This is a genomic window from Romboutsia lituseburensis DSM 797, from assembly GCF_900103615.1.
In the GTDB taxonomy this organism is placed as follows: domain Bacteria; phylum Bacillota; class Clostridia; order Peptostreptococcales; family Peptostreptococcaceae; genus Romboutsia_F; species Romboutsia_F lituseburensis.
The window spans coordinates 103,937-128,056 of record NZ_FNGW01000005.1 but is presented as its reverse complement, the minus strand read 5'-3'; the positions used below and the strand labels follow the sequence as shown (position 1 = coordinate 128,056).

Sequence of the window (24,120 nt, the reverse complement as noted above, 5' to 3'; positions counted from 1 at the left end):
TATATGAGTAAAAATTAGAGGAGGCAATAAATGTTAAATGGACAAATAATAAAAGGAATAGGGGGATTTTATTACGTAGATACACAAGTTGGTCTTTATGAATGCAGAGCGAGAGGTATATTTAGAAAACAAAAAGTAACACCTTTAGTTGGAGATAGAGTAGCTATAAGTGTAGTTGACGAAGAAAATAAAAAAGGGGTTATTGAAGAGATAAATAAAAGGGACACAGAGCTTGTGAGACCACCTATAGCAAATGTTAATAAAGCTTTAATAGTATTTGCTATAAAGAATCCTAAGCCGAATTTATCCCTATTAGATAGATTTATAGTATTAGCAGAAAAAGAAGGGTTAGAAATTGTTATAATACTTACTAAGGCTGACTTAGATGATGAGAATATTTTAGATGAAGTAAAATCAACATATGAACTTAGCGGATATAAAGTTATACCTGTAAGTAATAAAACTAAATTAAATATAGACAAGGTTAAAGATGAATTAGCTGGGAATGTAGTTGTATTTGCCGGTCCATCAGGAGTAGGTAAATCAAGTTTATTAAATGAAATAGATAAAAACTTTAAGCTACAAACTGGTGAAGTTAGTGATAAAATAAAAAGAGGGAAACATACAACTAGGCATGCAGAGCTTCTAAAATTAGAATGCGGGGGTATGGTAGCAGATACACCAGGATTTAGCTCATTGACACTTGATGACATTTCTGAAACTGAACTTAAAGAATTCTTTATAGAATTTGATGAATTTGATGATTGTAGATTTGGATCAAGATGTATACATGAAAAAGAACCTAGTTGTGCTGTTAAGGAAGCTGTAGAAAGAGGAAAAATATCTAAGAAAAGATATGATAGCTACATACAGCTACTAAATGAAATTAGACAAGGGAAAAGGAGATATTAAAAATGATTAAATTAGCACCATCGATATTATCAGCTGATTTTGCAAGATTATTAGAAGATGTAAAGAAAGTAGAAGAGGCAGGTTGTGAATATTTACATATAGATGTGATGGATGGACACTTTGTACCAAATATAACATTAGGTCCTTCGTTAGTTAAATCTTTAAGAAAAGATGTTAATATGGTATTTGATGCACATCTTATGATAGAAAATCCGGATCAATATATAAAAGATTTTGTAGATGCAGGATGTGACTTAATAGTGGTTCATCAGGAAGCATGTATACATTTACATAGAACGATACAAAATATAAAATCACATGGAATAAAGGCAGGAGTTGCATTAAATCCAGCTACACCTATTGAAACTATAAAACATGTATTAAGTGATGTAGATATGGTACTTATAATGACTGTGAATCCAGGGTTTGGTGGCCAATCATTTATAGAAGGTATGATACCTAAAATAAAAGAATTAAAGGGTATAATAGATGATCAAAATCTGAATGTAGATATACAAGTTGATGGTGGTATAAAACCAGAAAATGTAAATAAGGTAGTTGAAGCTGGTGCAAATGTTATAGTTGCAGGATCAGCTATATTTAACAGTAATAACATAAGTGAAACTGTACAGCTATTTAGAAAAAATGCAAATATATAGGTATAATTATGAAAGTATGTATTGTATTAAATGGAGAAATAAGTAATTACAATAAATTAAAAAATCATATCTTAAAAGAAAATTATGATTATATAATATGTGCTGATGGTGGGGCAAATCATACTTATAATATGAAAATAAAACCTAATTTTATAATAGGAGATTTAGATTCTGTTAAAGAAGAGGTTAGGATTTATTACAAAAATTCAGATGTTAAGTTTGAAAAATTTCCTGCTAAAAAAAATGAAACAGATACAGAATTATGTATATATTTAGCCCAAAAGTTGAATGCAACTAACATAGATTTTTTAGGGGCATTAGGTGGAAGAATTGATCATATGATTGCTAATATAAATTTATTATATTATGTAAAAATGCAAGGTATAATACCTAGGATCATTTCTGATAATGAAGAAATTTATATAGTTGATAATGAAGAAATTGAAATTTATGGGAAAAAAGGCGATGTTATTTCAGTGATACCTATTAATGGAGATGCAAAATATGTTACTCTTAGTAATTTAGAATATCCACTTGAAAACTATAACATGAAATTTTATTTACCTCTTGGTATTTCAAATGTGATGATAGAAAATAAATGTAAAATAAAAGTAGATGAAGGTAGTTTACTTGTAATAAAGAATAAATAAAAGGTAGCGGAAGCTATCTTTTATTTATTTTAAAATAGCATAAATAATAGAGGAGAAGCAAGTGTAGAAAAAGTATATGTATTATTGTAGCTATATAATAAAAAATAAAGGGGGATACTATGAAAAATAAAATTGCAGTAATTTATAAGTCTAAATATGGAAGTTCAAAACGATATGCAGGATGGATAGCATTAAGGTTAGATGCAGATTTATATGAAATAAATGATATTAGGGGAAAAGATTTAGAAACATATAATACTATAATATATGGTGGAGGAATATATGTTGGTAAAATAAATGGAATAAAATTTATAAATAAAAATTATGAACGTATAAAGGATAAAAAACTTATAGTATTTACAGTAGGGTTAGATTCAAAAGAAGATAATTTTAACAAATTAATAGAGAATAACTTTAATAAAGAGCAATTAGAAAATATTAAAGTTTTTAATTTTAAAGGAGCTTTTGATTATTCAAAATTAAATTTAATCGATAAATTTCTTATGAAAGGCTTAAAATCTAGTATTGATAGAAAAAGTATCAGAGATTTAACTGATGATGATAAAATAGTATTAGAAGGATTTGAAAAAGAAATAGATTTGTGCGATAAAAAATCAATTATATCGTTAGTGGAAAATATATAAAAGGTGCAGTCAATGCATCTTTTTTTATTAAAAAAAAGTAGGACAGGTCTAAATATATATTATTTTGCATAAATTTAAAATATAGAATTTAAACAATAGATTAATAAAAGCACACTAGGAGGTGTTTTTAATGAGGAATAATTCAAAAGGCCTATTAGGGGTTTTATGTTTAGCAACTGGTAGTGCAGTTATTTTATCTATGATATTACCTAATTGGATATGGACAGCACTTACAGCTTTTGTTCTTATTGGATGTGGGGTATTATTTTTCTTATATTAAGTCATAATTATAAATTTATAAGATAGGAATAATTTTTTTATATCTAGAAAAATATACTTTATAAGTAGAGTTAAAATAAAAATAATCATGGGGGGATAATTTATGAAAATGGTAACAATAAAATTACCTAAGTGGATGTCAAATATAGTATTACGTTTTATGAGACCTAATAAAAAATAAATAAATAATATAACAAAAATAAAAGCCTACTTTCCAAGTAGGCTTTAAAAAAGCAATTAAGCTCTTTCTATTTTACCAGAACGTAAACATCTAGTACAAACTTTAACTCTCTTAGGAGCACCATCTATTATTGCTCTAACACTTCTTAAGTTTGCTGACCACGTTCTTCTGCTATGTCTATTTGAGTGTGATACTTGGTTTCCAGAAACCTTACCTTTACCACATACGCTACATACCTTTGCCATTTAGTACACCTCCTTAAAATGATAACTATTTAAAGACTAAAAACATATTTATATTAACATAAATATTGAAAACGTGCAATAGAAATATATATTTGCTTTACACATATTGAGAAATATCTTGTTATCATATAGAATTATATATATAATTTTGTATAAAGTAAATATTAAAAAAAGAAATACTAATAATTTCTTTTTCTAATAACCCAAAATACAATAATATTTGTTAAAACAATTTTGGGTAGGTTTAAATTATATCATATTTATAGTATTATAGTATATATAAATTTATATAATATAAAAAAAGTAATATGAAAATTTTTATTTTCATATTATAGAAATTTTTAGATAATATATTTGAAATTATATACAATTATACTAAAAATACCTATATAATATCTTATATATCATAAAAAATAGAAAGTTTTAAGCTTTTTCTGAGCAAAATAAAAATAATAAAAAAAGAACTTAAGGGGGTCAACCATGAGTGCAAAAATAAACAATCAATATGGAAGCATAGAAATAGATAAACAAGTGATATCTCAAATAGCATATAGATCGGCTATGGAAAGTTATGGATTAGTAGGCTTAGCATACAAATCTAAGGGTATAGTAGAATTATTAAAAGGCGAGAATGGCTTTAAAGGAGTTTTAGTAGAAGAACTAGAAGATAACACTATAGCAATAGAATTATATGTAATATTACAGTACGGAACAAATATATCAACAGTTGCAAATAATATCATTGATAGAGTAAAATATACAGTTGAGAACATGACGGCTATAAAGGTTAGTAAAATAGATATTAATGTACAAGGAATTAGAGTTAAGTAATTAGGAGGAAAAAAATGATTCAGTATATAGACGGAAAACAGTTAAGGGATATGTTTGTATCAGGTGCAAACAACCTTCAAAATAATAAGGATTTAGTAGACAAGTTAAATGTGTTCCCAGTGCCAGATGGAGATACAGGAACAAACATGTCTCTTACTATATCTTATGCTATGAAAGAATTATCTAAAGTAGAGGGAGACGATATAACAAATATAGGTAAGGCACTTTCTAAAGGATCTTTAATGGGTGCAAGAGGAAACTCTGGGGTTATATTATCACAAATAATTAGAGGATTTGCAAAAGCAATAGAAGGTAAAGAAAATTTATCAACAGAAGAATTAGCTAAGGCATTTAAAAATGGTTCAGATACTGCGTATAAAGCTGTTATAAAACCAATAGAAGGAACAATATTAACTGTTGTAAGAGAAAGTGGAGAATATGCAGTACAAGCTTGCAAAAAAGAAAAAGATTTAATAAAGTTCTTAGAACTTGTTATAAAAGAAGCAAATGAATCTTTAAATAGAACGCCAAATCTTCTAAAAGCATTAAAAGAAGCTGGCGTTGTAGATTCAGGAGGAAAAGGGCTAGTTTTAATATATGAAGGAATGTTAAGCTCATTAAGAGGGAATTCTATACAAGTACAAGATTCATCAGCATCAAATGTATCTACAATAGAAATATCAAATAATCAAATAAATCCAGATGATATTAAGTTCGGATATTGTACAGAATTTATATTAGAAAGTAACTCTATAAGTGATACTGAGATAAGAGATATAATGATGAAATATGGAGATAGTTTAGCTGTAGTTGGAGATGAAGGTGTAATAAAAGTCCATGTACATACTAATGATCCAGGATTAGTGTTACAAGATGCACTAAAACATGGTCAATTAGTAACTATAAAGATAGAAAATATGAGAGTTCAGCATGAAAACTTAGTTCTTGAAGCTCAAGATGAAACAGCATCTTCAGTAGAGGAAAAAGAATTTGGATTTATAGCTACATCTATGGGTGAAGGTCTTGCTAAAATATTTAAAGATTTTGGAGTTGACCATATAATAGAAGGTGGACAAACAATGAATCCAAGCACAGAGGATTTTATGAATGCTATAGAGCATATTCATGCTAAAAATATATTTATATTCCCTAACAACAGCAATATAATAATGGCTGCTAATCAAGCTAAAGAATTAAGTGAAAAGAATATAATAGTTATACCTACAAAAAATACACCTCAAGGATTTACTGCTTTAGTAAACTTCAATGGTGATGCTACAGTACAAGAAAATGAAGAAGCAATGATGCAATCTTTAGGATTAGTAAAATCAGGTCAAGTAACATATGCTGTTAGAGATACAGTTATGAATGATATAGAAGTTAAAGAAGGCAATATAATAGGAATAGCAGAAGGTAATTTATTGGGAGCAGGAGACTCAGTGGATAAAGTGACTTCACAACTTGTTGAAAAATTAGTTGATGAAGATAGTGCTATAATAACTTTATTCTATGGAGAAGATGTAAGTGAAGAAGAAGCAAACAATCTTCGTGATGAGTTAGAAGAGAAATTTGAAGATATAGATGTAGAGTTATACTATGGAGGTCAACCTCTTTATTATTACTTAATATCAGTAGAATAATATCAATAAAATTTATACAACTGTTTGTTATATAATATAACTTAAAGGTCCTGTATAATCGCACTATTTTTAGGGGGTTATACAGGATTTTTACGTAATAGGTGATAAAAATGTTAGATTTAAATAAAGATATACAGTATGTAAAAGGAATAGGTCCTAAAAGAGCTGAGAAGCTTAATAAATTAAATATATTTACATTAAAAGATTTATTGTATTATTTTCCTAGACAGTTTGAAGATAGAAATAACTTGAAAAAAATAATACAATTAGAAAATGAAGAGAAAGCTACAATAAAAGTTGTTATAGTTGGAGTCAGTACATCAAGTCCAAGAAAAGGATTAAGTATAACTAAAGTTGATGTTAGAGATGAAACTGGGTATGCAAAATTAGTATTTTTTAATCAACAATATGTAAAAAATGCATTTAAACCAGGTGATACTATTTTAGTTTTTGGAAAAGTTAAAAAAGAATTTAAAAAGATAGAGATAAGTTCCTGTGAAGTAGAATATTTAACCAATAGTCCTAAAAATACTTGTAAAATAATGCCTATATATCCTTTGACATATGGTGTAAGTAATAAGGATATCATAGGTATAATAAAAAATGTTTTAAGTGATGAAAGTTTAGTAATTAAAGAATATATGCCTAAACATATAATTGATAAATATAAATTATGTAGTATAGATTATGCGATAAGAAATTTGCACAATCCAATTAGTAAGGAATCTCTAAAAATAGCTTTATATAGAATAGTATTTGAAGAGTTTTTAATACTTCAATTAGGCTTGTTTTTATTTAAAAATGGAGTTGAGGAGTCAGATGGTATAAAATTTGAAGAAAATAAAAAACTAGATGATGTATTAACTTCATTGCCATTTAAATTGACAAAAGCTCAAAATAGGGCATTAAATGAAATAATTGAAGATATGCAGTGTAATAAAGCTATGAATAGATTAGTACAGGGTGATGTTGGTTCAGGAAAGACTGTAGTGGCACTACTATCCTTAGCACACTGTGTATTTAATGGATTTCAAGGTGCTTTAATGGCACCAACTGAAATATTAGCAGAGCAACATTATATATCATTGACGGAAACATTAAAACCTTTTGGAATTAATATTGAGTTATTGGTAGGTAGTTTAACTAAAAAACAAAAAGAATCTGTACTAGAAAAAACTAAAAATAAAGAAGTTGATATTTTAATAGGAACACATGCTTTGATAGAAGATAAAGTTGAATTTAATAATTTAGGTTTAGTAATCACTGATGAGCAACATAGATTTGGAGTTAGGCAAAGAAGTAAATTATCTGAAAAGGGAGAAAATCCCGATATACTAGTAATGACAGCAACACCAATACCAAGAACGCTAGCTCTTATATTATATGGAGATTTAGATATATCTATAATTGATGAACTACCTCCAGGTAGACAACCTATAGAAACAATTGCTATAGATAAGTCAAAAAGAGATAGAGCATATAATTCTTTAGTAAGAAAAGAAGTAGAAAAAGGAAGACAAGTGTATATAGTATGCCCTTTAGTAGAAGAAAGTGAAGCAATAGAAGCTAAGGCTGCTGTAGATTTAGTAGAGGAATTAAAATTAGAATATTTTAGTGACCTAAAAGTGGGTCTTTTACATGGAAAAATGAAACCAAGTGAAAAAGATTTAATTATGAAGAGTTTTAAAAATAGAGAAATAGATATACTAGTATCTACAACAGTAATAGAAGTTGGAGTGAACGTCCCTAATGCTACTCTTATGATAATTGAAAATGCAGAAAGATTTGGATTGGCTCAATTACACCAATTAAGAGGGCGTGTAGGTAGAGGGAGTCATAAATCATATTGTATACTGATATATGCTTCAAAATCTGAAGTATGCAAGCAAAGAATGTCAATTATGGAAGAAACTAATGATGGTTTTAAAATATCTGAAAAAGATTTAGAGATAAGAGGTCCAGGTGAATTTTTTGGGACAAGACAGCATGGCTTACCAGAGCTTAAGGTAGCTAATATATTTAAACATATGAAAATATTAAAATTAGCTCAACAAGAAGCCAGATATATAGTAAGTGAAGATAGGAAATTACAAAATTATGAGAATCAATTAATTAAAAAAGAAATAATGAATAAATTTGAACATTCTATAAAAGAAATTTCGTTAAATTAATTTAAAATTATGTTAAAATATACAATGAGGTGAAATAACATTGAGAGTAATATCAGGAAAAGTTAGAGGATTAAAATTAAATACTCCTAAAAATGATGATGTAAGACCTACAACTGATAGAGTTAAGGAGTCTTTATTTAATGTAATAAATCAGTACATAATGGAAAGCACTGTGTTAGATCTTTTTGCAGGAACTGGATCTTTAGGGATAGAATGTTTATCAAGAGGAGCTAAAAAATGTGTTTTTGTAGATGTAAGCAAAGAAAGCATAGCATTAGTAAAATCAAATATAAAAAAGGCTAGAGTGGAAAATGAAAGTGTAGTTTTAAACTTAGACTTTAAAGATGCTATCAGTAGATTAGAAACTCAAAATAGTAAATTTGATGTTATATTTATGGACCCTCCATATTATAAAGATATGTTTATCAACGCATTAGAAAAAATAGACAATGCAGATTTATTAGATGAAGATGGGATAATAGTAATAGAGCATGATAGTAAAGATGATTTTCCAGAAAATATAGGAAGATTGGAAAAATCTAAGTCTAAAAAATATGGAAATACAACTCTTACATTTTATAAACTATAAATTGGAGGCTTAGCTGTAGTATGGAAAAAAAGATAAGAAAAGCTATATTTGCAGGTAGCTTTGACCCGATAACAAATGGTCACTTAGACATAATTTGCAGATCAGCACGTATATTTGATGAGTTGCAAATAGGAGTACTTTACAACCCGAATAAAAAAGGGATGTTTACATTTGAGGAAAGAGTAGATTTAATAAAAAAGTGTACAAGTAACTTAGATAATATTAAAGTAGTTAGCTTTAATGGACTTTTAGTAAATTACTGTCAAGAAAATGGAATAGATACACTAGTTAGAGGTATTAGAAGTGGAGCAGATATAGAGTATGAACTACAGATGGCTCATATGAATAAAGAGTTAAATCCTAATATAGAAACAATAATATTACCTACGGCAACAAAATATTCATTTATAAGTTCGTCATTAATTAAAGAAGTTTTAAATTTTGATGCAGATATAAAAAATTTAGTGCCAAAAGTGGTTTTAGATGAGTTAAAAAGAAAAGCAAATAGGGGGAAATAAGCAATGTATGCAAACTTAGAAATGATAGAGTTATTTGAAGAGTTAGAAAGTATTATAAATAATGCTTCTTCAATACCTTTTTCTCATAAGTCTGGGATTGATAAAAATGAAGTTTTAGGAATAATAAATGAAATAAAGGCTTTAATACCAGAAGAGGTAAAGCAAGCTACTTGGATAAATAAAGAAAGACATAAAATTATAAGTGATGCAAAACAAGAGGCAGCAGAAATAATAGCGCAAGCTAATAAAGAGTCAGAAAAAGTAAGAGAAGAATATAATAGTAATATAGAAGAGTTAAAAAAGAATTCTGAAGAAGTTGTAAAAGCTTATGTAGAAGCAAGTGAACCTGTAGCAAAAGCAGAAGAGCAAGCAAGTGCAATAATTTCAAGAGCAGAAAGAGTTGCAAATGAAATTAGATTAGGATCAATAGATTATGCTGATAATGTATTGGTTAACTTAGAATATAACTTAAAGAATATGTTAGAAGATATATCTAGGGATAGAAAAGAATTGCAACCAGATAGATAGTAACTTATAAAAAATAACCTCTAAATCAATTTAGAGGTTATTTTTATATCGTTTAAGAAGCATTTTTTATTTTATTACTTGTTCTTTCTAGTATAATTAATGAAGCTAATATGTAAATAATTATAAAAATTGGAAGTATTAATTTATAGTTACTTAGATAAAAATTCCAGACAGAATTATTATAAAATACATTATATACAGTATTGAAATTAGACACAATAGAAGTTGATTTAAATACTGGGTACAATAAAAATGTGAATAACCCAGCTAATGTACCATGCAATAGTTTACTAAAAATATATAATTTTATATCTATATCAGTTTTTGCTAAAAAGTTACAACATTGAGCAAGTATAGATAAACCACTAAAGCCTATTAAAAAGCTAGCTAAAATAGCTCTTAAAACTTCTGGTGTAGAAACTACAGCAGCTACTTTATTACATCCTATAGTCATTTCAAATAAACCACTTATAAAAGCAAAACAAAGCTCTTTTGTAACTCCAAAGAAAGATAAAGGTATATAAATTATATATGAAATTAGAGAAACTATATTAAATAAATATAAAATTTTAAATACCACAGAAAAAACAATAACAAATCCTCCAACCATCAGTAATGTATTAACTCCATTAAATACAGCATTTCCAAATAAAACAAAAAAACCTTGGCCATTTGAATATCTAGTATTTATTACATTTTGAATATTAGATCTTAATGAATGAGGTGACTTAGGTATTTTTTCATTTCCATAATTTCTAAAAAATAAACCAACTGAAATTGCTCCTAAATAATGACATGAAATCATTAAGTAACCTAAATCAGAATTTTGAAACATACCCGTAGCAACTGCACCTATTATAAACAAAGGTCCAGAAGTAGAACAAAATGATACTAATCTTTGAGCTTCTGATCTTGAAATCTGAGAGTTAGTCCTTAATTCGGACGCAAGTTTAGCTCCTACAGGGTACCCTGATACAGTAGAAATTACAAAGACTAAAGCACTTTTACCAGATACATTAAAAATTAGCCTAGTAATAGGATTTATTATAAAACCTATTATATCTACTATTTTTAAATCAACTATTAAATTAGCGCCTATAACAAATGGAAGTAAAGAAGGTATTAAAACGGTAGTCCAAATAGATAATCCTTCTTTAGCTGATTGTATAGATTCATTTGGAAAAATTATTATTCCGAATATTAAAACAAGAACAATTAATACTGGCATAAAAAACATAAATAGTGTACTTTTTTTCATATTTACCACCTAACAAAAAATATAGTATAGAATAATTATATTAAGTTTTTAAAATATATATGAATAAAAGCATTTAAGATATATAATATATATAGACAACAATGTGTGATTTAAGGGGGATGTATTTATGTTTAATAGTATTTCTAGCAAAAAAGTATATGAACAAGTTATAGAACAGATACAAGAAAGTATCTTAATTGGTGAACTTAAAAAAGGAGACAAGCTACCATCAGAAAGAGAATTATCTGATCGTATGAGGGTAAGTAGAACATCTATAAGAGAAGCATTAAGGGTATTAGAAACTATGGGAGTTGTAGAAAGTAGACAAGGTGAAGGTAATTTTATCTGTACAAATATAGAAAAATCTTTAATAGAGCCTCTTTCTATGATATTTAAGTTAAATGATGGCACATGGCAAAATGTATTAGAGCTTAGAGAAATGTTAGAGCTTCAAACAGTTAAAATTGCAGCTATAAAATCTACAGAGGAGGATTGCAGAGAACTTAAAGCTATTGTTGACGAAATGAAAAAAGAAACACAACAAAGTAGCAACAAAAAAGAAATTGTACGATTAGATCAAAAATTTCACAAAAAATTAGTATCAATGAGTAAAAATTATTTAATTGAAAGTTTATTTGTGACATCTTCAAAGCTGTTTGAAGGATTCATAAAAGATGCAAGAGAAAAAATAATAGCAACTTCCTGGACTAAAGAGGTACTAGTTGATAAGCATGATGCAATATATGAGGCAATAAGTTGCAAAAATCCAGATGAAGCGTATAATAAAATGAAAGAGCACATGGACATAATAAGAAAGAGTTATGAGGAAATGAACAATACAGAAAATTGTTAATTTTCAAACAATGGTTGAAATAGTATTATACTTTGACTACCATTAAGATATAAGTGGTAATACCACATACCATCATTCAAGTTACATAATAAAAATTAAAAAGGGGATGAAACTTGATGAATGAATATATCTTATTCTTTATAGCCATAGTACCTATAATATGGTTAATTGTATCTTTAGGAGCATTAAAGTTGCCAGCTCATAAGACTTGTTTTTTTACTGCTATTTTGACATTTGTTATAGCGGTTATATTTTGGAAGATGTCTTTTATGGATGCTATAACAGCATCTGTTGAAGGAATAGCAATTGCTATTTGGCCTATACTTTTAGTAATAGTAGCTGCATTATTTACTTATAATTTAGCTGTTGAAACAAAAAGTATGGATACTATGAAAAATATGCTTTCAAGTATAACTACAGATGAAAGAATACAAGTACTAATACTGGCATGGGGTTTTGGAGGTTTTTTAGAAGCAGTAGCAGGGTATGGAACTGCAGTAGCAATACCTGCTAGTATATTAGCATCAATAGGGTTTAATCCTGTATTTGCAGCTATAATTTGTCTTATAGCAAATACAGTTCCGACAGCATTTGGAGCAATTGGTATACCAGTAACCACATTAGCAACAGTGACAGGATTAGATGTTATGAATTTAAGTTATCTCATATCAATTCAATTAGCACCATTCATAATCATAATACCATTTGCATTAGTAATCTTAACTAAAAAAAGTTTTAAAGCTATAAAAGGAGTATTTTGGATAACATTAGTGTCAGGAGTTTCATTTGCAATACCTCAGATATTTATAGCTAAATATTTAGGAGCGGAGCTACCAGCGCTAGTAGGTAGTTTATGTAGCATGTTGACAACAATATTAATAGCTAAATTTATGAATAAGAAAAATAAAAATGAAATTATCCAACATGACTCAGATAGTGAAGTAATTGTTCAATCAAAAATTTCACTTAAACAAGGTGTACTAGCTTGGCTTCCGTACATATTACTATGTGTGTTAATTTTAATTGCAAGTCCTTTATTTCCGTTTGTTAATGAGTTTTTGGCTAAGTTTAGTAGCAATATTCAAATATACAGTGGAGAAGGCGCAAAACCAATACATTTTACTTGGATAAATACTCCAGGTATGATGATAATTATAGCCACATTTATAGCTGGATTAGTTCAAAAAATTAAAATATCAACTATGGTAGATGTATTCATAAAAACATTAAAGCAATTAACTAAATCATTTATAACTATAACATCAATAGTTGCAATATCAAAAATAATGTCATATAGCACTATGACAAGCTCAATATCTTTTGGGTTATGTGCCATAACAGGAACTTTATATCCTATAATAGCACCACTTTTAGGCGCTATAGGAACTTTTGTAACAGGAAGTGATACTTCAGCAAATATACTATTTGGAGGATTACAATCAGAAGCAGCAAAATCACTAGGAATAAATCCGTATTGGATAGCAGCGGCTAATACAGCTGGTGCAACTGCAGGAAAGATGATTTCTCCTCAAAGTATAGCAATAGCAACATCTGCTACAGGTTTAATAGGTAAGGAAGGTAAAATATTTAGCTCTACAATTAAGTTTTGTTTAGTGTATGTAATCATACTAGGGATAGTAGTCTATCTAGGTGGGAATTTTGTAGGAATATAAATAAAATAATGGGGGTGACAAAATGACTAAATTTCAAGTTCCTTATTCTAAAAATGGTATGAGTATTGATATACCGGATAAGAATTTTTTAGACATATTACAATCAAAAGCACATCAATATAAAGCAAATTTAGATCAAAATACAATAGTAGAAAAATCAATGGATAATCCTATAGGTTCAAAAAAACTAGAAGAACTAGCAAAAGATAAAAATAATGTTGTAATAATAACTAGTGACCATACAAGACCTGTACCTAGTAGAGTAACATTACCTATAATATTGAGAAGATTAAGAGAAGCAAATCCAAATATTAAAATAAAAATATTAATAGCAACAGGTTTTCATAGACCTAGTACAAGAGAAGAATTAATTTACAAAATGGGTGAAGAAATAGTAGAAAATGAAGAAATAATCATGCATATATCTACAGATGATAGTCAAATGATAAAAGCAGGCGTATTACCGTCTGGAGGTGATTTCTATTTAAATAAACTTGCTTATGAGGCGGACTTGTTAATTGCTGAAGGCTTTATAGAACCTCATTTCTTTGCTGGTTTTTCAGGAGGAAGAAAAAGTGTATTACCTGGAATAGCATCAGCTAAGACAATAATGTACAATCACTGCAGTGATTTTATAGATAGCAAAAATGCAAGAACTGGATTATTAAGCAAAAACCCTATTCATGAAGATATGGTTTACGCAGCTAAAACTGCTAAATTAGCGTTTATAGTGAACGTAGTAATAGATCAAGACAAAAATATTATAGAATGTTTTTCTGGAGATGTTGAAAAAGCTCATAGCGAAGGTTGTGAATTTGTAACAAATTTATCAAAGATAGATTCGAATAAAGCAGATATTGTTGTAAGTACAAATGGAGGTTATCCATTAGATCAAAATGTATATCAAGCAGTTAAGGGAATGACAGCAGCAGAAGCTACATGTAAAGATAATGGAGTAATAATAATGATTGCAGCATGTAATGATGGGCATGGAGGTCAATCATTTTACGACAACATAGCAAATTCTAAGTCTCCTAAAGAGGTATTAGATAAGGTAAGGAAAGTACCTAGAAGTGAAACAGTACCAGATCAATGGGAGTTTCAGATATTAGCTAGAATATTAGAAAAACACACAGTAATAATGGTTACAGATAAATGTGATCCTAATTTGATAAAAAAAATGCATATGAAGCATGCATATAACTTTAAAGAAGCTTTAGATATGGCATTTGAGATAAAAGGTGAAGATGCAAAAGTTGTAGTTATTCCAGATGGAGTATCTGTAATCGTAAAGTAGATAAGGGGGAAATGTAATGGAGATTTTAACATGTATAAAGCAAGTTCCAGGAACTAGCGAAGTAGAAGTAGATGAAGTAACAGGGGTTCTAAAAAGAGATGGTATAGATTCTAAAATGAATCCATATGATTTGTATGCACTAGAAACTGCTCTTAGAATAAAACAAGAAAAAGGTGCGACTTTAAAAGTTATAACTATGGGTCCTCCGCAAGCGAAACAAATTATAGAAGAAAGCTTTATGATGGGTGTTGATGAAGGTGCTATATTAAGTGATAGAAAATTTGCAGGAGCAGATGTTTTAGCTACATCATATACACTATCTCAAGGCATAAAAAAGACTGGGAATCCCGATTTAATAATTTGTGGAAAACAAACAACTGATGGAGATACTGCTCAAGTTGGTCCAGAGATAGCTGAATTTTTGAATATTCCACATGTTACAAATGTAACTAAGATAGTAGAGGTAAAAGAAAAAAGTATAGTAGTAGAAGTGGATATGCCAAATACACTAGAAGTATGTGAAATCGAGTTTCCATGTTTAATGACTGTAGAAAAAGGAATATTCCAACCTAGACTTCCTTCATTTAAATTAGGACTAAAAACTAAAGATAAAGAAATACCAATGTATAGTTTAAATGATTTTGAAGATAAAGATGAAAAAAATTATGGATTAAATGGTTCTCCAACTCAAGTTTTAAGAATCTTCCCTCCTACATCAAACAATGAAAAAGAGGTTTTAAAAGGTAGTGCAGAAGAGGTTACAGATATTTTAGTTGGAAAAATGAAAGAATTAAAGTTAATTTAAGGGGGGATAAATATGGCTAAAATAATTATAAATCATGAAAAAGTAAAAAATATTGAAGAAATAGTAAAAATATGTCCGTTCAATGCTTTAGAAATAGTTGATAATAAACTAGAAATAAATTCTGGATGTAAGATGTGTAAGTTGTGTGTAAAGAAAGGCCCAGAAGGAGTATTTGAATTTGAAGAAGATCAAAGGGTAGAAATAAACAAAGATGAATGGAGAGGCATAACTGTTTATGTAGACCATCATGAGGGAGATATACATCCTGTAACTTATGAACTAATAGGTAAAGCACGTGAAATGGCAGCCAAAATAAATCATCCTGTATACTGTGTATTTATAGGAAGTAATATAAAAGATAAATGTGATAAATTATTGTCTTATGGAGTTGATGAGGTATTTGTCTATGACAGTGAAGAATTTAAAAACTTTAGAATCGAGCCATATACTAAAGCTGTAGAAAACTTTATAAATAATATAAAACCAACGATAATGCTAGTTGGAGGAACAACTCTAGGAAGATCTTTAGCTCCTAGACTTGCTGCTAGATTTAAAACAGGACTTACAGCAGATTGTACTATATTAGATATACAAGAAAATACTGACCTAGATCAAATAAGACCGGCATTTGGCGGTAATATAATGGCTCACATACATACACCGAATAATAGACCTCAATTTGCAACAGTAAGATATAAAATATTCTCAGCACCTCAAGAAGTTGAAGATCCAAAAGGTAAAGTTACTTTATGTAATGTTGATAAAAAAGAGCTAATATCAAATATAAATGTTTTAAGTACTAAACCTAAGACACGAGAAGTAGGGCTTGAAGATGCAGAAGTTATAATAGTAGCTAGTAGGGCAATAAAGAAACAAGAAGATATGGATATGATATACAAACTAGCAGATGTTTTAGATGCTCAAGTGGCAGGAACAAGACCATTGATAGAATCTGGATGGATAGATGCAAAAAAACAAATAGGTCTTAGCGGAAGAACAGTTAAACCTAAATTAATTATAACTTGTGGTGTATCTGGTGCAGTTCAGTTTGTAGCTGGTATGCAAGGGTCTGATTATATAGTAGCAATAAACCAAGATGAAAAAGCTCCTATATTTGATGTTGCTCATGTATCTTTAGTAGGTGATGTTTATGAAATAGTTCCAAAAATTATTGAAAAAATAGAACAAAATCAATTAGAGATGGCATTTACAGTAGAAGAATAGGGGGAGAATATAGATGTATAAAAAAATTGATAAAAATGATATAGATTTTTTAATAAAAGTTTGTGGAAAAGAGGAAGTTATCGTTGGGGAAGATATAAGCGAAGATTTTTCTCATGATGAATTAGGAGGAGTAGAAAAATATCCTGAAGTTTTAGTTTATGCAAATAGTACAGAACAAGTATCTGAAATAATGAAGTATTCATATGAAAAAAATATACCAGTAACACCAAGAGGACAAGGAACTGGATTAGTCGGAGCTGCTGTAGCTATTAATGGCGGTATAATGCTCAATTTAAGTAAAATGAATAAAATATTAGAATTAGATGAAGAAAACTTAACTCTTACAGTTGAGCCAGGTGTATTGTTAATGACTATAGGCCAATATGTCCAAGAAAAAGATTTATTTTATCCACCAGATCCAGGTGAAAAAAGTGCTACAATAGCTGGAAATATAAATACAAATGCCGGTGGTATGAGAGCTGTAAAATATGGAGTTACAAGAGATTATGTAAGAGGTTTAGAGGTAGTACTTCCTACCGGTGAAATAATAAATGTAGGTGGGAAAGTAGTTAAAAATAGTTCTGGATATAGTATAAAGGACTTAATAGTAGGTTCAGAGGGAACATTAGGAATAGTAACAAAAGCAATACTTAAATTATTACCTTTACCTAAAAAAGATATTAGTTTATTAGTTCCATTCCCTAACTTAACACAAGCTATAGAAACTGTGCCTAAAATAATAAAATCAAAATCAATACCAACAGCTATAGAGTTTATGGAAAGAGATGTAATACTTGCAGCAGAAGAATTTTTAGGTAAAAAATTCCCTGATAATACATCAGATGCATATCTTTTATTAAAATTTGATGGAAACAGCAAAGAAGAAATAGAAAAAGAGTATGAAAATGTAGCCCATCTTTGTTTAGATAATGATGCATATGATGTATTTATATCAGATACACAAGAAAGAAATGAATCTATATGGTCAGCTAGGGGAGCATTCTTAGAGGCTATAAAAGCATCAACAACAGAAATAGATGAGTGTGATGTTGTAGTTCCTAGAGATAAAGTAGCAGAATTTATAAGATATACTCATGATCTTCAAAAAGAATTAAATGTTAGAATAAAAAGTTTTGGGCACGCAGGCGATGGGAATCTTCATGTTTATACATTAAGAGATGAAATGGATGCTGAAACTTGGGAATTGAAATTAAAACAGAGTTTTGATTGTATGTATAAAAAATCCAGAGAACTTAGAGGTCAAGTCTCAGGTGAACATGGAATTGGATATGCAAAGAAAGAATATTTACATGAATCTCAAAATGAACCTTATATGAATTTAATAAAAAATATAAAAGTGGCATTTGACCCTAAAAATATATTAAATCCAGGAAAAATATATTAATATAAATAAAAAAATAGAGTGCAATTAAATCATGCACTCTATTTTGTAGTTCTTATATAAGTTGGAGATTTATAGTAGTCCATAGGACCTTTTAATAACTCTTTGTTGTTTTTATAATATATTAAATTGTACATATTACTTGCTTTAATATCATAATTGATTAAGGTTTTAAATACTGTATCATCCATTGAAAATGATGTTTTAGAAAACTTATTAATAATATTTATATCAGAACTGTTTTTTATAGTTTTTATTATTTCTCTTCCGTTGTCATTAAAAGCTAGTATTCTTACATAAGGCATTTGAGATATGTTTTTTACTGAACTCATATCATTTTTTGTTATTCCTAGTAAGATATTGTTAAAAGTTCTTTTGATTTTAGTAAGAGTATATCTTTTTGATTTTACAGAAATGTGTAAATCATTAAGGCACGATGATGTGAAAACATTCTGATAAATTTTGTTTTCGATACCTTCGTTTACATCAAAGTAAGTATTCAAAATATTACTATCTCTAAGTATTATAGATCTTAAAATTTCAAAATATTTATCATCAAACATAGGTGAAAAATTATTATCTAATTTACTATTTAAAGTCTCGTAGGTATTATAAGGAACTACATTTTTTAGAAGTAATAAATTATTATTTTCTTTTAGTGATTTTCTAATAGCAGTAGCAGAGCATATATCATTTTTTATTTCCTCAGAATTATATGAAGCTGAAACTCTAGAAATAGTAAAAGGTTTTATATTACTTTTTAATTTAAGTAGACATTTTATATACTCTAGTCCTAAAATATTATTAGAGGAATTTAAAATTGACAAAAGTTTTTCTTTTGAAATATTTAATGAGTTATAGTTATTAATATAGTCAAATAATGCTAAACTACGAGCTGTAGGATAAAGCATACCTTCATCTAAGTAATTTTTAAAAATTTCTTTAAATTCATCTGGTTCATTTACTAGTATTTTAGAAATAGAATAAAGTATTTCGACATCGCCTTCTTCACTACCAAAGCATATAGAATTTATACAATTCAATGAGTTAAGAGTAGTTATAGCGCCTTGAGCAAAAAGTTCTGCACTTTGACATGCAAACATAGTTGGAAGCTCTACAACTAAGTCCACACCATTTTTTACAGCCATTTCAGCTCGTGTGTATTTGTCGAATAAAGCAGGTTCACCTCTTTGCAAAAAATTACCGCTCATTATAGCTATGGTATGAGTTGCACCTGTTATTTCTTTAGATTTAGTTAAATGATATAGATGACCATTATGAAAAGGATTATATTCAACTATTAAGCCAAGTATATTCATAAATTTTCTCCTTTAGTTTTATTTGAAATAGAGGATTTCTTAAAAATAAATAGAAATCTAATTGTAAGCAAAAATACGTTCTATATTATTTTAAGAAAATATAAATAATAAATTTAAATAATTATATTATAATATTATAACAAAAAGATAAAAATAATCTATGTTAAGCAAAATATATTGTATTTAAGTAAGTATTTTTCTCTAATTGAATATAATTGAACAATAAATTCAAATAAATGTATTAAATACTGTACTTTTGGAGAAAAAAGTGGTATATTATTTTATGTCGAAAGATGTTTACTGTATACAATATAAAAATAATATACATTGTAAAGATTAGCCATTTAGGCTTTTTACATATTATTCATAAAATTTTAAGGAGGTATACTAATGAAAATATTAGTATTAAACTGTGGTAGTTCTTCATTAAAATATCAATTAATAGATATGTCAAATGAAGAAGTTTTATGTATAGGATTAGTTGAAAGAATAGGTATAGAAGGTTCTATACTTAAGCAAGAAAAAGATGGTGTTGAAGGTAAATTAGTTATAGAACAACCAATGAACAACCATCAAGATGCTATAAAGTTAGTATTAGACGCTGTTGTTGATGCTAAGTTTGGTGGAGTTAAAGAAATAAGTGAAGTTGAAGCTGTAGGACACAGAGTAGTTCACGGTGGAGAAAAGTTCGCAGGTTCAGTTTTAATAACTGACGAAGTTAAAGCTGCATTACAAGAATGTGTTGAATTAGCACCACTTCATAACCCAGCTAACATAATGGGAATAGAAGCTTGTGAAGCTATACTTCCAGGTGTACCAATGGTAGGAGTATTCGATACTGCTTTCCATCAAACAATGCCTAAAAAATCATACTTATATGGTTTACCTCATGAATTATACACTAAATACGGTGTAAGAAGATACGGATTCCACGGAACTTCTCATAAGTATGTATCTCAAAGAGCTGCTGCTATGTTAGGAAAGAATGTAGAAGACGTTAAAGTTGTAACTTGTCACTTAGGAAACGGAGCTTCTATAGCTGCAGTTGATGGTGGTAAGTGTGTAGATACATCTATGGGATTCACTCCATTAGAAGGATTAATAATGGGTACTAGATGTGGAGATATAGATGCTGCTATATTACCATTCTTAATGGAAAAAGAAGGATTAGATGCTAAAGCATTATCTGACTTAATGAACAAGAAGTCTGGTGTATACGGAATGACTGGAATATCAAGTGACTTCAGAGATATAGAAGGAGCTGCTGAAAAAGGTGACGAGAAAGCTCAAGTTGCTTTAGATGCATACGTTCAAAAGGTTAAGAAATATATAGGATCTTATATAGCAGAAATGAATGGAGCAGATGCTATAGTATTTACTGCTGGTGTTGGTGAAAATGGTATAGAAATAAGAGAAGCTATATGTGAAAACATGGACTTCTTAGGAATGACTATGGACAAAGAAGCTAACAAAGTTAGAGGAAAAGAAAGAGTAATATCTACTGAAGATTCTAAAGTTAAGATATTATTAATACCAACTAATGAAGAATTAATGATAGCTAGAGATACTTTATCTTTAGTAAAATAATTATAAATGGTTATAATAGATTTAAGGTAGGGTAAAACCTACCTTAAACTTTGTTTAAATTTTATATAAATAATTGATTTTATGCCAAAAATATCTATCAAGTAAAAATACTTGACAAACAGTAGCCAAATTTGTATAATAAATTGGTAATGTATTGAGGTGAATTTAATGAAAATCAGTTTAGATAAGTTAATTAGAAGAGAAACTGACAAAATAGACTTGAATTTTTGTCAAAAAGTTGATACTATTAATTATTGTGATACAAGTTATGAATTAGCTTCTCCAATAAGTATAGACGGTAAAATCTCAACTACTAAAAGTGGTTTCTACTTAGACGCAGATGTAGAATTTACAGTTCTTGATAATTGTTCAAGATGCTTAGAAGAGGTAGAAGTACCAATAGAATACTCGATACAAGGTTTTTTAGTTAAAGAAGACTTTGACGAAGACAGTTTTGAAGATGATGATGCATTTATATATGATGGACAAGATATAGATCTTATTCAGATAATAGAGCAAACATTAGACTTCAAATTACCAGCAAGAGTACTTTGTGATGAGGATTGTAAAGGTCTTTGTCCAGGGTGTGGAGCAAACTTAAATAAGGAAGCTTGTTCTTGCAATGAAATCGCGAACGACGAGGAGATTATAGATCCCCGTTTTGCTAAATTAAAAGATATATTTAAAAACGACTAAGGAGGTGGCGTAAATGGCAGTACCAAAGCGTAAAACATCTAAATCAAAAACTAAAATGAGAAGAGCAGCTAACTCAAAGATGGTAGCAACTGGATTCGTAAGTTGCCCACAATGTCATGAGCCAAAATTACCACATAGAGTATGTCCAGATTGTGGATATTATAAAGGTAAAGAAGTTGCTTCTAACTAGTAACTTCTAAAAACATGTAGATTACTCTACATGTTTTTTTTGTTTAAAATAAAATATAATGGTTAATTAAAATAAATATAATAAATTATTAAAATATGCGTAAGTAAATGCTAAGTTACTATTATAGTTAGTATTATTTAAAAAGGTACTAAATACAGTGTTGAAAATATATAAGCGTAGATTATTTAGGGATTAATTAGGTAAAGCTAAGTTTAGTTAAATCTAAAGTATAGTTTTAGAAAACGTTGCAATACTAATATATTTAAAAAAATTAGTACCTGGTAATAAAAAATAATCATAAAAGTGTTGCTAAATTTATTAGGATATTATATACTACTATTAGTAGCTGGTACTAATTACAGCTATAAAAACTTGGAGGTAATATGAAAAAGAAAAGTAAAGCCCAAAGACAAAAAGAATTAGTAGAGATGCTACAGGCTGATCCTTTCTATACAGATGAAGAACTAGCTAGTTTATTTGAAGTAAGCATTCAAACAATTAGACTAGACAGAATGAGTTTAAATATACCCGAATTAAGAGAAAGAGTTAAGTCAATAGCAGAAACAGAAAGTTCTAAAGTTAAAACATTAGGAATTAAGGAAATTACAGGAGAAATAATTGACTTATCGGTGGGGCAGTTAGGAATATCTATGTTAGAAATTACAGAGGATATGCTTTACTCTAAGACTAATACTTTAAAGGATACTTATATATTTTCTCTAGCAGACTCATTAGCTATGGCGATAATAGATGCACCAAAGGTAATTATGAGATTTGCAAATGTAAAATGCTTGAAATTAATAGAACAAAGAGATAGGCTTATAGCAAAGGCTGAAATTTATAAAAAAGCTGATAAAAAGCACTATGTAAAAGTTGTAGTTAATAATAAAGCACAAGAACAAATTTTTAGAGGGAAATTTATCTTTGAGGAATTAGATTAGGAGGAAAAGTTATGAAGATAGTAATTGATGGTATGGGTGGAGATAATGCACCAAAGTCTAATGTAGAGGGCGCAGTAAAAGCAATAAAAGAATATAATGTTGATTTAATAATCACAGGAGATAAAGATATATTAGAAAAAGAATTTGCAAATTATGAGTTTGATAAAAGCAAATTAGAAATAGTTCATACTACCGAAATTATAGAAAATGAAGACAAACCAGTAAAAGCTATTAGATCTAAAAAAGATTCATCTATGGTAGTCGCATTAAGACTTGTTAAAGAAGGCAAGGCAGATGCTGTTATATCAGCAGGAAACACAGGCGCACTGTTAGCTGGAGGATTATTCGTAGTAGGAAGAATAAAGGGAATAGATAGACCTTGCTTATGTCCTGCAATACCAAATGCTAAAAAAGGAATGACGCTTATAGCTGACGGAGGAGCAAATGCAGATTGTAAACCTAAAAATCTAGTAGAATTTGCTGGTATGAGTAATATATATGCAAAAAAAGTTTTAGGACTAAATAGTCCAAAGATAGCTTTAGCTAATGTTGGAATAGAAGAAGGTAAAGGTAACGACTTAGTAAAAAAATCTTATGAGGAATTAAAAAATATCGATGTAAACTTTATAGGAAATGTAGAAGCGAGAGATGTTATCAATGCATATACAGATATTATTGTATGTGATGGCTTTACTGGAAATATATTATTAAAATCAACTGAAGGTGTAGCTATGTCAGTTATGGGTCTATTAAAAGAAACTTTCTTATCAAGCACTAAAGGCAAGATAGGTGCAATGCTTTTAAAAGACGATTTAAAAAAATTAAAAAGCTTTATGGATTATGCTGAATATGGAGGAGCACCACTTTTAGGAGTTAATGGTGGGGTTATAAAAGCTCATGGTAGTTCTGATTCAAGAGCTATAAAAAATGCTGTAAATCAAGGTATTAAATTTGCACAAGGAAATGTTGTAGAAGATATAAAAGAATTTATAAAAACTATGGAAAGTAGTGAAGAGAAAGAGTAGGAA

The 24,120-nt window shown here is 28.7% G+C and carries 25 protein-coding genes; 22 read left to right on the top strand and 3 right to left on the bottom strand.

Going from position 1 to position 24,120, the window contains the following annotated elements; all coding sequences use genetic code 11:
- Positions 1–30: 30 nt before the first annotated feature.
- The 5 genes from rsgA (at position 31) to BLP75_RS11185 (ending at position 3,145) form a co-directional block, all read left to right on the top strand.
- Positions 31–912, top strand: coding sequence for a ribosome small subunit-dependent GTPase A (rsgA, locus tag BLP75_RS11205; RefSeq protein ID WP_092726126.1), 882 nt, complete (start codon positions 31–33; stop codon positions 910–912).
- 2 nt (positions 913–914) lie between these two features.
- The gene (rpe, locus tag BLP75_RS11200) at positions 915–1,571 is read left to right on the top strand and encodes a ribulose-phosphate 3-epimerase (protein WP_092726124.1); all 657 of its coding nucleotides are present in this window, start codon (positions 915–917) and stop codon (positions 1,569–1,571) included.
- 8 nt (positions 1,572–1,579) lie between these two features.
- Positions 1,580–2,221: a thiamine diphosphokinase gene (locus BLP75_RS11195; RefSeq protein ID WP_092726123.1), complete on the top strand. Its 642-nt coding sequence runs from the start codon at positions 1,580–1,582 to the stop codon at positions 2,219–2,221.
- Positions 2,222–2,340: 119 nt separating this feature from the next.
- A complete protein-coding gene (locus BLP75_RS11190; RefSeq protein WP_092726121.1) occupies positions 2,341–2,865 on the top strand; it encodes a flavodoxin domain-containing protein in 525 nt (174 codons plus the stop codon).
- 130 nt (positions 2,866–2,995) lie between these two features.
- Positions 2,996–3,145: a 2-oxoglutarate translocator gene (locus BLP75_RS11185; RefSeq protein WP_092726120.1), complete on the top strand. Its 150-nt coding sequence runs from the start codon at positions 2,996–2,998 to the stop codon at positions 3,143–3,145.
- 236 nt (positions 3,146–3,381) lie between these two features.
- Here BLP75_RS11185 and rpmB read toward each other — a convergent pair whose 3' ends face one another.
- Positions 3,382–3,570, bottom strand: a complete 189-nt coding sequence (gene rpmB, locus BLP75_RS11180; RefSeq protein ID WP_092726118.1) for a 50S ribosomal protein L28 — start codon at positions 3,568–3,570, stop codon at positions 3,382–3,384.
- A gap of 480 nt (positions 3,571–4,050) precedes the next feature.
- Here rpmB and BLP75_RS11175 point away from each other — a divergent pair, with 480 nt between their 5' ends.
- The 6 genes from BLP75_RS11175 to BLP75_RS11150 all read left to right on the top strand — a co-directional run bounded on the left by BLP75_RS11175 (position 4,051) and on the right by BLP75_RS11150 (position 9,847).
- The gene (locus BLP75_RS11175; protein ID WP_092726117.1) at positions 4,051–4,401 is read left to right on the top strand and encodes an Asp23/Gls24 family envelope stress response protein; all 351 of its coding nucleotides are present in this window, start codon (positions 4,051–4,053) and stop codon (positions 4,399–4,401) included.
- 14 nt (positions 4,402–4,415) lie between these two features.
- Positions 4,416–6,041 carry a DAK2 domain-containing protein gene (locus BLP75_RS11170; RefSeq protein WP_092726116.1) on the top strand — a complete coding sequence of 542 codons (1,626 nt, stop codon included), beginning with the start codon at positions 4,416–4,418 and terminating at the stop codon, positions 6,039–6,041.
- 110 nt (positions 6,042–6,151) lie between these two features.
- Entirely contained in the window at positions 6,152–8,212 is a 2,061-nt protein-coding gene (recG, locus tag BLP75_RS11165) for an ATP-dependent DNA helicase RecG (RefSeq protein ID WP_092726114.1), read from the top strand.
- A 40-nt stretch (positions 8,213–8,252) separates the two neighbouring features.
- Positions 8,253–8,801: a 16S rRNA (guanine(966)-N(2))-methyltransferase RsmD gene (gene rsmD, locus BLP75_RS11160; protein ID WP_092726113.1), complete on the top strand. Its 549-nt coding sequence runs from the start codon at positions 8,253–8,255 to the stop codon at positions 8,799–8,801.
- A 20-nt stretch (positions 8,802–8,821) separates the two neighbouring features.
- On the top strand, positions 8,822–9,319 hold the full coding sequence (coaD, locus tag BLP75_RS11155) for a pantetheine-phosphate adenylyltransferase (protein ID WP_092726112.1): 498 nt from the start codon (positions 8,822–8,824) through the stop codon (positions 9,317–9,319).
- A 3-nt stretch (positions 9,320–9,322) separates the two neighbouring features.
- On the top strand, positions 9,323–9,847 hold the full coding sequence (locus BLP75_RS11150; RefSeq protein ID WP_092726110.1) for a hypothetical protein: 525 nt from the start codon (positions 9,323–9,325) through the stop codon (positions 9,845–9,847).
- A gap of 52 nt (positions 9,848–9,899) precedes the next feature.
- Here BLP75_RS11150 and ylbJ read toward each other — a convergent pair whose 3' ends face one another.
- On the bottom strand, positions 9,900–11,105 hold the full coding sequence (gene ylbJ, locus BLP75_RS11145) for a sporulation integral membrane protein YlbJ (RefSeq protein ID WP_092726109.1): 1,206 nt from the start codon (positions 11,103–11,105) through the stop codon (positions 9,900–9,902).
- Positions 11,106–11,232: 127 nt separating this feature from the next.
- Between ylbJ and BLP75_RS11140 the strand changes: the two genes are divergently transcribed.
- The 6 genes from BLP75_RS11140 to BLP75_RS11115 all read left to right on the top strand — a co-directional run bounded on the left by BLP75_RS11140 (position 11,233) and on the right by BLP75_RS11115 (position 18,362).
- On the top strand, positions 11,233–11,958 hold the full coding sequence (locus BLP75_RS11140; protein ID WP_092726108.1) for a FadR/GntR family transcriptional regulator: 726 nt from the start codon (positions 11,233–11,235) through the stop codon (positions 11,956–11,958).
- A 116-nt stretch (positions 11,959–12,074) separates the two neighbouring features.
- Positions 12,075–13,631 (top strand): L-lactate permease, encoded by a 1,557-nt coding sequence (locus tag BLP75_RS11135; protein ID WP_092726106.1) that lies wholly within the window; start codon positions 12,075–12,077, stop codon positions 13,629–13,631.
- A 22-nt stretch (positions 13,632–13,653) separates the two neighbouring features.
- A complete protein-coding gene (gene larA / locus BLP75_RS11130) occupies positions 13,654–14,928 on the top strand; it encodes a nickel-dependent lactate racemase (protein ID WP_092726105.1) in 1,275 nt (424 codons plus the stop codon).
- Positions 14,929–14,944: 16 nt separating this feature from the next.
- Positions 14,945–15,733 carry an electron transfer flavoprotein subunit beta/FixA family protein gene (locus BLP75_RS11125; protein WP_092726103.1) on the top strand — a complete coding sequence of 263 codons (789 nt, stop codon included), beginning with the start codon at positions 14,945–14,947 and terminating at the stop codon, positions 15,731–15,733.
- Between the two features lie 12 nt (positions 15,734–15,745).
- Entirely contained in the window at positions 15,746–16,957 is a 1,212-nt protein-coding gene (locus BLP75_RS11120; RefSeq protein ID WP_092726102.1) for an electron transfer flavoprotein subunit alpha, read from the top strand.
- A gap of 13 nt (positions 16,958–16,970) precedes the next feature.
- Positions 16,971–18,362: an FAD-binding oxidoreductase gene (locus BLP75_RS11115; protein ID WP_092726101.1), complete on the top strand. Its 1,392-nt coding sequence runs from the start codon at positions 16,971–16,973 to the stop codon at positions 18,360–18,362.
- Positions 18,363–18,400: 38 nt separating this feature from the next.
- Here BLP75_RS11115 and BLP75_RS11110 read toward each other — a convergent pair whose 3' ends face one another.
- On the bottom strand, positions 18,401–19,678 hold the full coding sequence (locus BLP75_RS11110; protein ID WP_092726099.1) for a nucleotidyltransferase: 1,278 nt from the start codon (positions 19,676–19,678) through the stop codon (positions 18,401–18,403).
- Positions 19,679–20,068: 390 nt separating this feature from the next.
- Here BLP75_RS11110 and BLP75_RS11105 point away from each other — a divergent pair, with 390 nt between their 5' ends.
- The 5 genes from BLP75_RS11105 to plsX all read left to right on the top strand — a co-directional run bounded on the left by BLP75_RS11105 (position 20,069) and on the right by plsX (position 24,117).
- Positions 20,069–21,265, top strand: a complete 1,197-nt coding sequence (locus tag BLP75_RS11105) for an acetate/propionate family kinase (RefSeq protein ID WP_092726098.1) — start codon at positions 20,069–20,071, stop codon at positions 21,263–21,265.
- 168 nt (positions 21,266–21,433) lie between these two features.
- Positions 21,434–21,961, top strand: coding sequence for a YceD family protein (locus BLP75_RS11100; protein WP_092726097.1), 528 nt, complete (start codon positions 21,434–21,436; stop codon positions 21,959–21,961).
- A 13-nt stretch (positions 21,962–21,974) separates the two neighbouring features.
- A complete protein-coding gene (rpmF, locus tag BLP75_RS11095) occupies positions 21,975–22,151 on the top strand; it encodes a 50S ribosomal protein L32 (protein ID WP_092726095.1) in 177 nt (58 codons plus the stop codon).
- Between the two features lie 383 nt (positions 22,152–22,534).
- Positions 22,535–23,092, top strand: coding sequence for a transcription factor FapR (gene fapR, locus BLP75_RS11090; protein WP_092726093.1), 558 nt, complete (start codon positions 22,535–22,537; stop codon positions 23,090–23,092).
- Between the two features lie 11 nt (positions 23,093–23,103).
- Positions 23,104–24,117 carry a phosphate acyltransferase PlsX gene (plsX, locus tag BLP75_RS11085; RefSeq protein WP_092726091.1) on the top strand — a complete coding sequence of 338 codons (1,014 nt, stop codon included), beginning with the start codon at positions 23,104–23,106 and terminating at the stop codon, positions 24,115–24,117.
- Positions 24,118–24,120 lie beyond the last annotated feature (3 nt).